A 13492-nucleotide genomic window follows, 5' to 3' on the forward strand; every position below is an offset into this window, starting at 1 on the left:
ACGTCAAAAGACGGAAGAAGAGGCGGCATCGTGACCGATGCGGTTAGAATTTAGACCCCGCGCAATGGGGTGGAGGGATCGGTCACGTTGTTAGCGAAATGACCGGTCACGATGAGCGAAATACGCACCCTCAGTCGCCGGAACCAGGAGGCATAGGGGATGTGCACCCGGATAGTCGCACGGGAAAAACAACGCGCCCTTTGAGTCGAATACAACGGTAGGTGGCCTGTTCGCCTGCGCAAAAGGTGGGTCCTTGGTTAGCGGAAATTCATCGAGCAACCCTGGCGAGCAACACCAATGCCTTTAAAATTGCAAAAGGGATCGCATAGTTAAGGTGCGTACGAAGCATCTGAAAGGCCGAGCCCCCATGTTAGAAATACTGGACGATCCAGAATTTCCGCGGAAGTTTATGTCCCATGCCTTATCTAACAACAAGTGGGAACGAGTTGACTCGACAAGCAGATCAATAGCAAACCGTGAAGTTTTCGACATAGACAATGATTCGCACGTGTTTTACCGGTGGACAGCGTTCTAGCAGTTCAGCCCAGCCAGCCACCCCTTGAGCGGGCGTTTCCGGTCAAGGGGATCAGCCCCCTGCTTCATGCCTGACCTGGCCAGCGCGCCGGGATCCCCAGGCGCGCTGTACAGGTCATGCTGCTCTACTGATTCAGCGATTCCAATCAGCTTGGAGTTACGGGCCACCCAAGGCCTGCTCTAACCACGCCCCATAAACAAACCCATCAATTTGAGATTCGGGTTTATAGAACTCCCGTATCAAACGGATTCTCCAAATACCCGCCTGAACAAACAAGGGCGACAGGCCATGCCATGGCGCGCACGTACAGGTGCCCCCTCCCCTTTTGACTTACGGAAGTCGACAGCCAATACGGCAATAGCTTTCGGAATGGAAAGAAGAGGTAACTGCTTCACAAACGCAGACTAATGAGCGAATCATGCCTCACCTTCGACGAGACAACTTGTCAAAAAAGCGGATGGGGGGACAAATGGGGGAACAAAACAGCCAAGCACAAAAAAGCCCCGTAAAAACGGGGCCTTTTAGTAGAATTTGGCGGAGAGATAGGGATTCGAACCCTAGGTACTGTCGCCAGTACAACGGATTTCGAATCCGTCCCATTCGGCCACTCTGGCATCTCTCCAACGGCGCGCATCATAACAGCCCATTTGCTGGAAGCGAAGCCCCCAGGCAAAAAATTTCCGTGCTATCAGATGCTTGCGTCGATTAAAGCGGTACGCCCAGACGCTTGGCAACTTCTTCGTAGGCTTCGATAACGTCTCCGAGACCCTGGCGGAAGCGGTCTTTGTCCATTTTCTTGCCGGTGGCTTTGTCCCACAGACGGCAACCGTCCGGGCTGAATTCGTCACCCAGGACGATTTCACCGTGGAATACGCCGAATTCAAGTTTGAAGTCGACCAGCAGCAGGCCGGCGTCGTCGAACAGCTTGTTCAAGACTTCGTTGACCTTGAGCGACAACTCTTTCATGCGAACCAGTTGCTCAGCCTTGCCCCAACCGAACGCCACGACGTGGGATTCGTTGATGAACGGGTCACCCTTGGCATCATCCTTGAGGAACAGTTCGAAGGTGTAAGGCTCGAGCTTGAGGCCCTCTTCGACGCCCAAGCGCTTGACCAGACTGCCGGCTGCGTAGTTACGCACGACGCACTCGACCGGGATCATGTCGAGTTTCTTCACCAGACATTCGTTGTCGTTCAGCAGTTTGTCGAATTGAGTCGGCACACCGGCTTCTTCGAGTTTCTGCATGATGAAGGCGTTGAACTTGTTGTTCACCATGCCTTTGCGGTCGAGCTGCTCGATGCGCTTGCCGTCGAACGCCGAAGTGTCGTTGCGAAACAGCAGGATCAAGCGGTCAGCGTCATCGGTCTTGTAAACCGATTTGGCTTTGCCGCGGTAGAGTTCTTCACGTTTTTCCATGATGGGCTCCGCTTGCTAAGTAGGTGGGCTAGGCGATATGTCGCCAGTCGAGCCCTGAATCTTGATCTGCCAATTGCAGCCAGTCCGGATCGCACCCAAGGGTGTCGACAAAACATTGCCGGGCCAGCTGCGGCAGGTTGTTCTTGCTGCTGAGATGGGCCAGCACCAAATGCTGCAAATCCTGCCATCCCAACTCTTCCACCAGGCGTGCGGCCTGATGGTTGTTCAAATGTCCCTCGTCCCCGCCAACCCGCTGCTTGAGAAAGTACGGGTAGTGGCCTCGGGCGAGCATGTCACGGCAATGGTTAGCCTCGATCATCAACGCATCCAGGCCGCGATAGCTGTCGAGCACGGTGGCGCAATACGAGCCCAGATCGGTCAACAGGCCGAATCGCCGTTGACCATCACTAAAGACGAACTGCGTCGGCTCCTGCGCATCGTGGGAGACGGAGATCACGCTGACGCACAAGGCTCCAACCTGAAATTGCTCACCACCTGCCACGAAGGCCGCCGGCTCAATGGGTTTGCGCATCCCGCGCAAGGTCCCGCGACTGAGATAGACCGGTAGATTGTAACGCCGAGACAGCAAACCCACGCCATGCACGTGATCGGCATGTTCGTGGGTTACCAGTATGGCGCTCAGTTGCGTCGGGCTTACACCCAGGCGCAGCAGGCGCCGCTCGGTTTCGCGCAAGGAGAAACCACAATCCACCAGAATGTACGTGTCATCACTGGCTATCAGCGTGCCATTCCCTTGGCTACCACTGCCGAGAACGGCAAAACGCATTTGATCAGCCCAGGTTGTCCTGAATCACGCCCAACACTTTGCGCGCCACGCTAGCTGGCGCAACGGTGTTGATGTTCTTCTCGACGGTGACTTGCACGGTATCGCCGACCTTGCTCAGGCGAACCTGATAACGCTCGGCGCGGGCTTCGATTTCTTCTTTGGCCGGCTTGCTGCCAAACAGCTTGCCGAAGAAACCTGGCTCGTCGTTTTTCTTCTCGGCTTTTTCAGCAAGGTTGATGTAGTACAGGCCCAGGCTGCGGTTGATGTCTTCAACACGCCATTCGCCGTGCTCCAAGGCACGGCCGACACTCGACCAGGCGCGGTCAAGGTCTTCACCGAGGTTAAGCACCACGTTACCGCTACCGTCTTCGGTGAGGCTGACGCGGTTAGGCGTATCGAAATCGCGCGCGGCCAACAAGGACACCGAACCACCCTTCTCGGAGGTCCGACTCATGCTGGCAAGCATTTCGTCGACCAGTGCCGCATCCAGGCCGGTGTTGACCGAACGGTTGGTAAAATCAACGTTGGCAGTGCTGCCGGCAGGACGCTCGGCACTGATCACGTAGACCTCACTGGTGTTGCGCTGTACGCCCGGCTCGATACGAACCCGCACACGGGTTTCGCTGTCGGACGCGATTCCAGCGCTGCTCAGGCGCTTGGCCATCGAAGCGGAAAGTTCGTCGGAGTGCTGCCAGGCAGTGGTGAACTCGCCGGTTTGTGGGCGCTGCTCATCGAGGCGAAAACCGTTGTCCTGGAAGAACTGCACGGCCACGGGCCAGACTTCAGCAGGTGGTCGCTGAGCCATTACCCAACGCGAGTCGCCGCTTTTCTGCAGGCTGTAATCGCTGGCATCGGCTACCGCCGACAATGGCTGAGGACGTGGAACTACGTATTCACCTTTGGCGGTGTCGTCGGCCACGTTGCGCGGAATCGGCAACAGTGGGTCGAGACGCTTGGCGGTGCTGACATTCGGCGGCAATTGCATTGGCGCGGTTTGTTGCGACTCCAGGTAATCGCTGCCACGGTCACGGAAGTAGCCTTCCGGGCCCCAAACCCAACCGCAGCCACTGGTGCTGGAGATAATCAAGGCAAGTGCGGAAAGTCCGGCCATTCGCTTCATGCGTAGTACTTCCTCAATTAAACCAATACGCCGGACTGGCGCATGGCCTGTCGCAGCGGTTCGTGACAGGCGGCACTGAGCCAAGTGAGCGGCAGACGGATACCGTCCGGCATCAAGCCCATCTCGTGCAGAGCCCATTTCACGGGAATAGGGTTGGATTCGATAAACAGGGTTTTATTGAGCGGCATCAGCTTTTCGTGGATCGCGCGAGCAGTCACGGCATCGCCACGCATCGCAGCGGCGCACAGGTCGCTCATGGCACGCGGGGCAACGTTGGCAGTTACCGAGATGTTGCCTTTACCGCCGAGCAGCATTAGCTCGACCGCGGTCGCGTCGTCACCGGAATACACCAGGAAGTCGCTGCTGACGCCAGCCAAGATGTCCTTGGCACGTTGCAGATCGCCAGTCGCTTCCTTCACACCGATGATATTTGGCACGGTGGACAGACGGATTACCGTCTCCGCCAGCATGTCGCACGCAGTGCGGCCTGGCACGTTATAGAGAATCTGCGGAATATCGACCGCTTCAGCAATGGTGCGGAAATGCTGATACAGGCCTTCTTGCGTCGGCTTGTTGTAGTAAGGCGTTACCAGCAGGCATGCATCAGCGCCGGCGTTTTTCGCATTAGTGGTCAATTCGATCGCTTCACGCGTCGAATTGGCGCCCGTACCGGCGATCACCGGAATACGCCCTGCAACTTGAGCTACCACGCGACGAATCACTTCGATGTGTTCGTTCACATCAAGGGTGGCCGACTCACCTGTAGTGCCGACCGCCACGATGGCGTTGGTGCCCTCTTGCAGGTGGAAGTCCACCAGTTTGCTCAGGCTGTCCCAGTCGAGACGACCCTGTGCATCCATGGGTGTGACCAGTGCCACCATACTGCCCGCAATCATGCAACCGCTCCTGCCGGAAAAAGAGAGCGGTAATGGTACTGGCGCCAAGATGCTTGTACAAGCAAAGTACTGCGCTCGCGCCATTCCCCTGAGCGATGGTTTTCGCTACCCTTCAGACTTTGATCGGTACTGATAAGCTTGTACGCCAGGTTTCAGCCTCCCTTTTCGGCATCCGAAGCCCCGATCCTGCGTTGCCACCCTTCGCTCTCGCCTCACTGGAGCTCGTTGCAACCTCTAGACTCAGGGTTTCTGAATTCGTATCCGGACGCTCGCACCCAGTACTCGAGCCCGCAGAAGTATCGACCGCTCATCGTTTTAGGAATGCTGCATGTCCACCCCCACAGTCCGCGAACAATTCCTTGTTATCAGTGCCCTCGGCGCCAACCCCATGGAGCTGACTAACGTCCTGTGCCGCGCCAGCCATGAAAATCGCTGCGCCGTGGTGACCTCCCGCCTGACTCGCCATGGCGAATGCAGCGCGTTGGTCCTGCAGATTTCAGGCAGCTGGGACGCCCTGGCGCGCCTGGAAGCCGGCTTGCCCTCTCTTGCCAAGAAGCACGCTTTCACCGTTAACGTAGTGCGTAGCGCGGCGCTGGAAAATCGTCCTGAGGCACTGCCTTATGTGGCGTATGTCAGTTCGGCCTATCGCTCGGACATCGTCAACGAGCTGTGCCAGTTCTTCATCGACCATAACGTCGAGCTGGAAAACCTGACCTGCGATACCTATCAGGCCCCGCAAACCGGCGGCACCATGCTCAACGCGACGTTCACCGTAACGTTGCCGGCTGGCGTACAGATCAGTTGGTTGCGTGACCAGTTCCTGGACTTTGCCGATGCGCTGAACCTCGACGCGCTGATCGAACCGTGGCGCCCACAGAACCCAATGTAAGGAAGCTTTCATGGCCGTTGCTATCGACCAACCTGTCGCCGACTTCGAAGCGCCTGCCACCAGCGGGCAATCCGTCAGCCTCGGCGGGCTCAAAGGCAAGCAAGTGGTGATCTACTTCTACCCGAAGGACAGCACACCTGGCTGCACCACCGAGGGCCAGGGCTTTCGCGATCAATACGCTGAGTTCAAGGCAGCCAACACCGAAGTGTTCGGCGTGTCCCGCGACAGCTTGAAGTCCCACGAGAACTTCAAGTGCAAGCAGGAGTTTCCGTTCGAGCTGATCAGCGACAAGGACGAAGCCATCTGCCAGCTGTTCGACGTGATCAAGTTGAAAAAGCTCTACGGCAAGGAGTACATGGGCGTAGACCGCAGCACCTTCCTGATCGACAAGGATGGCGTCCTGCGTCAGGAATGGCGCGGCGTGAAAGTACCTGGTCATGTGGATGCTGTACTGGCTGCAGCTCAGGCCCTGAACAAGGCCTGATCCGAACAAGCGGCACTCCAAAAGATCGCAGCCTGCGGCAGCTCCTACAGAAAACCGTGATCGGCGTAGGAGCTGCCGCAGGTTCGGGCCGCGTTCGGACGATCTTTTCAGCGGCAGCCACCGGCGTTTTACCTGGCAATGACATTTACAACAACGGCGCCACAATCGGCTCCTTGCGCGGCCAGGCATCCAGCACCGCTTTGAACAGGGTAGCCAGCGGGATCGCGAAGAAAATTCCCCAGAAGCCCCACAACCCGCCAAACAACAACACCGCACAGATAATCGCCACCGGGTGCAGGTTGACCGCCCCCGAGAATAGCAGCGGCACCAGCACGTTGCCGTCCAGCGTCTGAATGATTCCGTAGACCGCCATCAGATAGATGAACTGATCGCTCCAGCCCCACTGGAACAGCGCAATCAGCATCACCGGCACGGTCACGACCACCGCCCCGACGTAGGGCACCACGACCGAACCCCCTACCAACAGCGCAAGCAATGCCGCGTAGTTCAGACCCAGCGCAACGAAGGCAATGTACGTAACACCACCGCAAATGAAGATTTCGATGACCTTACCGCGGATGTAATTGGCGATCTGACGATTCATTTCCTGCGCCACCCGGGTGATCAACGCTCGCTCGCGGGGCAGGTAGCCACGGACCCATTGCCCGATCATTTCCCGGTCCTTGAGGAAAAAAAACACCAGGATCGGCACTAGAACCAGGTAGATCATGATATTGACCAGCAACGGCAGGCTGGACAGCGAGAACGTCAGTGCCCATTGGCCGAATTTGCCGATTTCACCGCGCGCCACTTCGATGGCCTGTAGCACCTGCTCATCGGACACTAGATGCGGATAACGCTCCGGCAGCAGCAACAGCAGTGATTGCCACTTGGCGAGCATGCCCGGCAACTCGTTGAACAAGGTGATCAACTGATGCCAGAGCAATGGCACAACCACCACGATGAACACCAGCAACACGCCCATAAACAAAGCGAACACCAGGCCAACCGCTGCCCCACCGGGCAAGCGCAGGCGCTCAAGTGTGCTGACCAGCCCTTGCATCAGATACGCCAGCACCATACCTGCCAATACCGGTGCCAGCATTCCACCCAGGGTGAGCACCGCGGTAAAGGCCAGGAACAAGAGAACGGCCAGCACCACGGCCTCTTCATCGGAGAAGTAGCGCTGAATCCAGTCGCGTAACACCTTGAACATCAATGATCCTTAAAAATGGGCGCTGCAGATTTCAGGCTTTGCGCAGCCAATAGCGATAGACACCGGCTTCATCTTCTTCACGAAGCAGCGTATGACCGGCCAAACGGGCAAACGTGCGAAAGTCGCGCTGGGAGCCGGCATCGGTGGCGATCACCTTGAGCACCGCACCGCTGGGCAGGCTATTGAGCGCAAGCTTGGCCTTAAGCAATGGCAGCGGGCAGTTCAGACCGCTGGCGTCCAACTCGGCGTCGTGCTCTACAGCGTCTGTCATCATTTTACTCCTGGCAGGTATTCGAGCCGCCTAGAATATCTGGTCCCAACGCAAGTGTCCGGCTACAGTAAGCTCTTTGTCGACTAAGGCTTTGTGCATGACTTTTTTGCGCCCTACCCTGCTGACGCTCGCTTGCCTGCTCGCCTCACCGGGCTTCGCCGACGACCTGCCGTCACTCGGCGACGCCAGTTCTGCCATCGTCTCACCGCAACAAGAACACCAATTGGGCCGTGCCTGGCTGGCGCTGTTGCGCAGTCAGGTGTCACAACTTAACGACCCGCAACTCAAGGATTACGTCGAAACCAGCGTCTATAAGCTGGTGGAAACCAGCCAGGTCTCTGACCGGCGCCTGGAGTTCATTCTGATCAACAGCCCGCAACTCAACGCCTTCGCGGCGCCGGGCGGGATTGTTGGGGTCAATGGCGGGCTCTTTCTGAATGCCCAGACCGAAGGCGAATATGCGTCAGTGCTGGCTCACGAATTGGCTCACTTGTCGCAACGCCACTTTGCTCGCGGCGTAGAAGCCCAGCAACGCATGCAGGTGCCGATGATGGCCGCCTTGTTGGCTGGTATCGTGATCGCCGCCGCCGGCGCCGGTGATGCCGGGATTGCTGCCATCGCTGGCACCCAGGCTGCAGCCATTCAAGAGCAACGACGCTTCTCGCGCCAGAACGAGCAGGAAGCCGACCGCATCGGCATTCTCAACCTGGAAAAAGCCGGTTACGACCCGCGCTCCATGCCGACCATGTTCGAAAGACTGATGCGCCAGTACCGCTTCGATGCCAAACCACCGGAATTCCTGTTGACTCACCCGGTCACCGAATCGCGGATCGCCGACACCCGCAACCGCGCCGAGCAATCCAAACCAGGCGGCACCGAAGACAGTCTGCGCTATCAATTAATTCGCGCACGGGTCCAGCTGAACTACGAAGAAACCCCAGGCCTTGGCGCCAAACGCTTCCGTGCCCAGCTCGATGAAAACCCGAAAAATGAAGTAGCCCGCTACGGCCTGGCGATCGCCCAGATCAAAGGCAGTCAGCTGAATGAAGCGCGCGAGAACCTCAAGCAACTGCTGGCCAAGTCACCGAACGACATCACCTATAACCTGGCGCAGATTGACCTGGACATCACCAACAACCGCCTGCCAGATGCCCAATCACGAGTCGATCGGATGCTGACGCAATATCCGGGCAACTACCCGCTGAACCAGGTGCGTGTTGATTTACTGCTCAAACAGAACCGTCCAGCTGACGCCGAGAAAGCACTAGAGGGCTTGCTCAAGACTCGTCCGGACGATCCGGATGTCTGGTACATGGTGGCGGAAACCCGCGGGCTTTCCGGCAATATCATCGGCCTGCATCAGGCCCGCGCCGAGTACTTCGCACTGATCGGCGACTACCGTCAGGCGATCCAGCAACTCGACTTCGCCAAGCGCCGTGCTGGCACCAACTTCCCACTGTCTTCAAGGATCGATGCGCGACAAAGGGAGCTGATGGATCAGGAGCAAATGGTCAAAGACATGATGCACTGACATTTATCCAGCCCACAAAAAAGCCCGTCTCTTTCGAGACGGGCTTTTTAATACCGCGAACAATGGGTTGCCCGATTATTCAGCCAGTTTAAAGGTGATAAAGCTGGCATGACCTTGACGCAGAACCCGCATCGACACCGAACGATTCTTCGGCAGCGCCTTGGCGATCTCCGTAAATTCCTTGGTCGAACCAATTGCCTGGTTGTTCAAGTGGGTAATCACGTCGCCCGGCTGCAAGCCGATCAAGGCTGCAGGACCATCCTGAATTTCCTTGATGACTACGCCGCCCTTAAGGTCGTTGGCCTTCTTCTGCTCATCGGTCAGCTCAACCACGGCAACGCCTAGACGGTTACTGCTGCGCTCGATGCCGGACTTAGGCAGGGAGTCCAACTCTTTACCTTCTTCCGGAATAGCGCCGACGGTCAGCTCGACATTTTTGTGTTTGCCGTCACGGATGACTTCAAGGTTGGCTTTGGAACCAGCCTTGAGCGCGCCCACAAGATGCGGCAGATCCGCAGACATGACGATCGGCTGATTGTTCATGCTCAGAATCACGTCACCCACCTGCAGACCACCTTTGGCCGCTGGACCGTCATCCTGGATCTGCGCCACCAGCGCACCGGCCGGTTTGTCCAGACCGAAGGACTCAGCCAGGTCTTTATTCACTTCCTGGATCACTACGCCCAGCCAGCCGCGGCTGACTTTGCCACCGCTCTTAAGCTGATTGGAAACGTCCATCGCGACATCGATCGGGATAGCGAACGACACGCCCATGAAGCCACCGGAACGGGTGTAGATCTGCGAGTTGATCCCGACCACTTCACCGGCAAGGTTGAACAGCGGACCACCGGAGTTGCCCGGATTGATCGGCACATCAGTCTGAATGAACGGCACATAGTTTTCGTTCGGCAGACTACGACCGATGGCGCTGACGATACCTTGGGTCACCGTGTGATCAAAACCAAACGGTGAGCCGATAGCGACCACCCATTGCCCGGCTTTCAGATCCTGGGATTTGCCCAGTTTCAGGACTGGCAGATCCTTGCCTTCAATCTTCAGCAATGCCACGTCCGAACGCGGATCAGTGCCGATCAACTTGGCTTTCAACTCACTGCGATCAGAAAGCCGCACGATGATTTCATCCGCATCGGCGATCACATGGTTGTTGGTCAGGATGTAGCCGTCGGGGGAAATAATGAAACCCGAACCCAGAGATTGGGCTTCGCGCTGACGGTCACCGCGTGGCGAACGTGGTTGCGGCATGCCGCGCTCAAAAAACTCACGCAACATCGGTGGCAGCCCTTCCAGATCCGGCATTTGAGCCGAATTGGAGACCTTGCGATCAGGGAGTTTTTGGGTGGTGCTGATATTCACTACTGCGGGCGAGGCTTGCTCGACCAACTGCGTGAAGTCAGGAAGCTCAGCCGCTTGGGCGGCGACCGTCTGACCAAGCAACAACACGGCGGCGACAATGGATAGATAAGACTTCAAGCGTGGTATCGACATACGGCTCCCGTTACAACGAGCGTGGTTAAGCGATATGGAGCAACAAATACCAGGGGAATATACGCCGGTACTTTTGTTCCGGGAACAACAAACAAGGCCAGAGCCGAGAGGCTCTGACCTATAGAAAAATTCTGGTTATTTTGCAAATTGAAATGCTCACCAAATATTTCGACATCTCAGTTGTGGAGTAGGCATTGCTGACCTCTTACACAATCAAGCGTTTTGATGAGCATCATTTCAGAAGCTCACTGCTTGGACGCAGTGGCATCGGTGCGCATGGAAAGCGCAATCCGTTCAGCAGTGCCAATTGGTATCTCACCAACCACCGTCACCATTACCTCACCGTTCGGCGTGGTCAGTCGCCGCGAGACCGCAACGGTCGGGCCCAGCTGAGTTCGAGTATCGGTGACCACCGCACCGTTCAGCGGCTCAAGGAACACCGAGAATCGTGCCAAGCCATCGTCATACATCAGACTATTGACCAGCGTCTTGGTGTCTGGATCTTTGCGTGCGCTGCTGCTGGTCAGTTCGAATCCCGGTGGAAGCCAGTCCGAATGCCAAACCTGAGCAGTCTTCACCGCCGAAGCCTTGTCACTGTCGAGAACCACAGGCTTGCATTCGGCGCTGGCTTGCAGCTCGCTGTCCTTTGGCATATCAGCAGTATCAAGCTGGGTAAACTGGAACCGCTCAAGCAATTGCCCTTTGTCATTCAACAGCAATGACTTCAACGGCAAGCCTGTTTCACGGTCAAGATGCAGTTCGAAACCATACCGATGCTGATCACGAGGCGTCAGGGAAACTATTACCGCCGGTCGACCGGCCACACGCGACTTGCCAATAACGGCAAGGTCGTACCAATTCTTGAGCTTTTGTGGATCAAGTGCACGAGCGGCAGAATCAGGAGCATCCCCCAGCCCCGCTATCAGGGTGCCGCTTACGCATTGAGTATGCCCATCAATGCGCACAACTTCCTGAGCTGAGCCGTCGAGCTGAAGCAAACGCTCGCGGACCTTACCATCCTGGACGCGGTGCCAGATGTTATGGGTAGAAAAACTACCGTTACGCTCGTAGACGAAAGTACCGTGAAAGCTTTGCTGTTGCTCGGCCTGGCCCAGACGGGTCAACCAGTCCTGGGCTTCATCGGCATGGACTGGAACAATGAACCAGCCACTGAGCAGAAGCGTAAGTAGAGGTATGGCGCGCATGATCCTCCTTAGCGATTTTCCAGGCTTGCCGCACGGGCATAAGGCAGAGCGCTTTCAGTGCCGTTCAATGCAGCTTGTTGAGCATGTTGACGCAGGTAGCTTGGCAGACGCTGATCGTGCCAGCCTGGCTGACCTTGCAGCACGCCGTTGGCCATAGGACCAGTGGCTTCCGTACTCTCACTATAGCCTGCCAACACCGCTGGTCCTTTGACCTGCGGAACAGTCAGACCTGGTTGAGTCGATTGCTGAGCCAATTCGACTCCTGCGATCTCATCGTGGTTATACAAGCGTACACCAGCCAGCACAGCAACAGTCACCGAAGCGGCAACAGCCAGACGACCCAGGCTGCGCCATGGACCACGAGTAGCTTTGGCAGGTACGGCTTCGTCAGCCAGAGCCGCAGAAACTGCTGCAGCGATGTCCAAACGAGGAAGCAACAAGTCTTTGTGCATCACTGCCCGAGCGATCTGATAACGAGCCCAGGTGTCGCGGGTTTCAACATCGTCAAAGGCATTCAATACCCGACGTAATTCCAGTTCGTCCGCTTCGTTATCCATCACTGCGGACAGCGATTCCTGCAGGGCTTCACGACTCATGGCGGTTCCTCTCTTGGCTGTCGCCGCTGTCTCGGTTAATCCTGCAACAACGGCTGCAGGGCTTTATCGATGGCTTCCCGAGCGCGGAAAATCCGGGAGCGCACGGTACCCACCGGACATTGCATGACGCTCGCAATGTCCTCGTAACTCAGACCATCGAATTCACGTAAAGTTAACGCCGTACGTAAATCTTCTGGCAGTTGCTGAATGGTTCGATGGACGGTGCCTTCGATCTCATCGCGCAATAATGCACGCTCCGGCGACTCGAGATCCTTGAGACCATGATCGCCGTCGTAGAACTCCGCATCTTCAGAACTGACATCGCTATCCGGCGGCCGGCGGCCGCGTGAAACCAGATAGTTCTTCGCCGTGTTGATGGCGATGCGGTACAGCCATGTATAAAACGCGCTGTCGCCGCGAAAATTACCAAGTGCACGGTAAGCCTTGATAAAAGCTTCTTGTGCGACATCCTGGGCTTCATGGGTGTCGTGCACAAAACGCACGATCAACCCGAGAATTTTGTGCTGGTATTTCAGCACTAGCAGATCGAAAGCTCGCTTGTCACCGCGCTGAACGCGCTCTACAAGCTGCTGATCCTCTTCCTGGGTTAGCATGAACACTCCTCGGTAAACTTGGAGGAGGCTCGCATTACCAAACGATCTAGCTTGCAAACATAGACTCGGGCTTTTCGCAAAAGTTCTCCCCCTCCAAGCAAGTTTCCTGCGCGCTCTGATTTGGCACGCACGAAAAGCGCAGCTCTGGCAAGGCCGGCTGCGCGAATAATCCTGTCGTCGAAAGCACCCACAAAGACCGGTATACCAGTCCTGCATGATTCCGACGCTGTTCCCTTCCATCGGGCAACCTTCTATTGAGCCTGTCTGCTCAGCAAAAGTTCCCAAAATTTATAGTCATGCGAAATGAACATTGTGCGACTCTGAAGCGAAAAATACCGGTTTATCCTCGATACAGTCGTCTAATCGACGATTTACCTGATAAATCAACCGGCGCCTTCTCTACCTGAAAGCAGCCTTTGAGCCACA

At 56.6% G+C, this 13492-nt stretch carries 13 protein-coding genes and 1 tRNA gene; 3 read left to right on the forward strand and 11 right to left on the reverse strand.

Annotated features, from left to right (window positions below; genetic code table 11):
- Positions 1–1067: 1067 nt before the first annotated feature.
- From ACZYSM_RS15535 to dapA, 5 genes are all read right to left on the reverse strand, one after another.
- A tRNA-Ser gene (locus ACZYSM_RS15535) sits at positions 1068–1157 on the reverse strand.
- A gap of 83 nt (positions 1158–1240) precedes the next feature.
- Positions 1241–1951 carry a phosphoribosylaminoimidazolesuccinocarboxamide synthase gene (gene purC / locus ACZYSM_RS15540; protein ID WP_489072367.1) on the reverse strand — a complete coding sequence of 237 codons (711 nt, stop codon included), beginning with the start codon at positions 1949–1951 and terminating at the stop codon, positions 1241–1243.
- Between the two features lie 28 nt (positions 1952–1979).
- Positions 1980–2738: an MBL fold metallo-hydrolase gene (locus tag ACZYSM_RS15545; protein ID WP_489072368.1), complete on the reverse strand. Its 759-nt coding sequence runs from the start codon at positions 2736–2738 to the stop codon at positions 1980–1982.
- Positions 2739–2742: 4 nt separating this feature from the next.
- The gene (bamC, locus tag ACZYSM_RS15550; RefSeq protein ID WP_489072369.1) at positions 2743–3858 is read right to left on the reverse strand and encodes an NlpB/DapX family lipoprotein; all 1116 of its coding nucleotides are present in this window, start codon (positions 3856–3858) and stop codon (positions 2743–2745) included.
- A gap of 17 nt (positions 3859–3875) precedes the next feature.
- A complete protein-coding gene (gene dapA, locus ACZYSM_RS15555; protein WP_489072370.1) occupies positions 3876–4754 on the reverse strand; it encodes a 4-hydroxy-tetrahydrodipicolinate synthase in 879 nt (292 codons plus the stop codon).
- Between the two features lie 328 nt (positions 4755–5082).
- Here dapA and ACZYSM_RS15560 point away from each other — a divergent pair, with 328 nt between their 5' ends.
- Together ACZYSM_RS15560 and ACZYSM_RS15565 are read left to right on the forward strand one after the other, a co-directional pair.
- Positions 5083–5643, forward strand: a complete 561-nt coding sequence (locus ACZYSM_RS15560; protein ID WP_489072371.1) for a glycine cleavage system transcriptional repressor — start codon at positions 5083–5085, stop codon at positions 5641–5643.
- A gap of 10 nt (positions 5644–5653) precedes the next feature.
- Positions 5654–6127 (forward strand): peroxiredoxin, encoded by a 474-nt coding sequence (locus ACZYSM_RS15565; protein WP_489072372.1) that lies wholly within the window; start codon positions 5654–5656, stop codon positions 6125–6127.
- Between the two features lie 145 nt (positions 6128–6272).
- On the opposite strand, the gene ACZYSM_RS15570 is transcribed toward ACZYSM_RS15565, so the two are convergent.
- Both ACZYSM_RS15570 and ACZYSM_RS15575 read right to left on the reverse strand, forming a co-directional pair.
- Positions 6273–7343 carry an AI-2E family transporter gene (locus ACZYSM_RS15570; protein WP_489072373.1) on the reverse strand — a complete coding sequence of 357 codons (1071 nt, stop codon included), beginning with the start codon at positions 7341–7343 and terminating at the stop codon, positions 6273–6275.
- 31 nt (positions 7344–7374) lie between these two features.
- Positions 7375–7614, reverse strand: a complete 240-nt coding sequence (locus tag ACZYSM_RS15575) for a sulfurtransferase TusA family protein (RefSeq protein ID WP_489072374.1) — start codon at positions 7612–7614, stop codon at positions 7375–7377.
- Between the two features lie 97 nt (positions 7615–7711).
- On the opposite strand from ACZYSM_RS15575, the gene ACZYSM_RS15580 reads away from it, so the two are divergent.
- Complete coding sequence (locus ACZYSM_RS15580; protein ID WP_489072375.1) at positions 7712–9145, forward strand: M48 family metalloprotease; 1434 nt, start codon at positions 7712–7714, stop codon at positions 9143–9145.
- Between the two features lie 75 nt (positions 9146–9220).
- On the opposite strand, the gene ACZYSM_RS15585 is transcribed toward ACZYSM_RS15580, so the two are convergent.
- The 4 genes from ACZYSM_RS15585 to rpoE form a co-directional block, all read right to left on the reverse strand.
- Complete coding sequence (locus ACZYSM_RS15585; RefSeq protein ID WP_489072376.1) at positions 9221–10651, reverse strand: DegQ family serine endoprotease; 1431 nt, start codon at positions 10649–10651, stop codon at positions 9221–9223.
- Positions 10652–10896: 245 nt separating this feature from the next.
- Positions 10897–11856 carry a MucB/RseB C-terminal domain-containing protein gene (locus ACZYSM_RS15590; RefSeq protein ID WP_489072377.1) on the reverse strand — a complete coding sequence of 320 codons (960 nt, stop codon included), beginning with the start codon at positions 11854–11856 and terminating at the stop codon, positions 10897–10899.
- 8 nt (positions 11857–11864) lie between these two features.
- Positions 11865–12452, reverse strand: a complete 588-nt coding sequence (locus tag ACZYSM_RS15595; RefSeq protein WP_489072378.1) for a sigma-E factor negative regulatory protein — start codon at positions 12450–12452, stop codon at positions 11865–11867.
- A gap of 35 nt (positions 12453–12487) precedes the next feature.
- Entirely contained in the window at positions 12488–13066 is a 579-nt protein-coding gene (rpoE, locus tag ACZYSM_RS15600) for an RNA polymerase sigma factor RpoE/AlgU (protein WP_150642086.1), read from the reverse strand.
- Positions 13067–13492 lie beyond the last annotated feature (426 nt).

The sequence above is a fragment of the Pseudomonas sp. F220 genome (assembly GCF_057813935.1).

Coding starts and splice junctions, on each gene's coding strand:
- rpoE (WP_150642086.1), bottom strand. CDS start 13,066: ATGCTAACCCAGGAAGAGGATCAGCAGCTTGTAGAGCGCGTTCAGCGC.
- ACZYSM_RS15560 (WP_489072371.1), top strand. CDS start 5,083: ATGTCCACCCCCACAGTCCGCGAACAATTCCTTGTTATCAGTGCCCTC.
- ACZYSM_RS15545 (WP_489072368.1), bottom strand. CDS start 2,738: ATGCGTTTTGCCGTTCTCGGCAGTGGTAGCCAAGGGAATGGCACGCTG.
- ACZYSM_RS15590 (WP_489072377.1), bottom strand. CDS start 11,856: ATGCGCGCCATACCTCTACTTACGCTTCTGCTCAGTGGCTGGTTCATT.
- dapA (WP_489072370.1), bottom strand. CDS start 4,754: ATGATTGCGGGCAGTATGGTGGCACTGGTCACACCCATGGATGCACAG.
- ACZYSM_RS15585 (WP_489072376.1), bottom strand. CDS start 10,651: ATGTCGATACCACGCTTGAAGTCTTATCTATCCATTGTCGCCGCCGTG.
- ACZYSM_RS15580 (WP_489072375.1), top strand. CDS start 7,712: ATGACTTTTTTGCGCCCTACCCTGCTGACGCTCGCTTGCCTGCTCGCC.
- ACZYSM_RS15570 (WP_489072373.1), bottom strand. CDS start 7,343: ATGTTCAAGGTGTTACGCGACTGGATTCAGCGCTACTTCTCCGATGAA.
- ACZYSM_RS15575 (WP_489072374.1), bottom strand. CDS start 7,614: ATGACAGACGCTGTAGAGCACGACGCCGAGTTGGACGCCAGCGGTCTG.
- bamC (WP_489072369.1), bottom strand. CDS start 3,858: ATGAAGCGAATGGCCGGACTTTCCGCACTTGCCTTGATTATCTCCAGC.
- ACZYSM_RS15595 (WP_489072378.1), bottom strand. CDS start 12,452: ATGAGTCGTGAAGCCCTGCAGGAATCGCTGTCCGCAGTGATGGATAAC.
- ACZYSM_RS15565 (WP_489072372.1), top strand. CDS start 5,654: ATGGCCGTTGCTATCGACCAACCTGTCGCCGACTTCGAAGCGCCTGCC.
- purC (WP_489072367.1), bottom strand. CDS start 1,951: ATGGAAAAACGTGAAGAACTCTACCGCGGCAAAGCCAAATCGGTTTAC.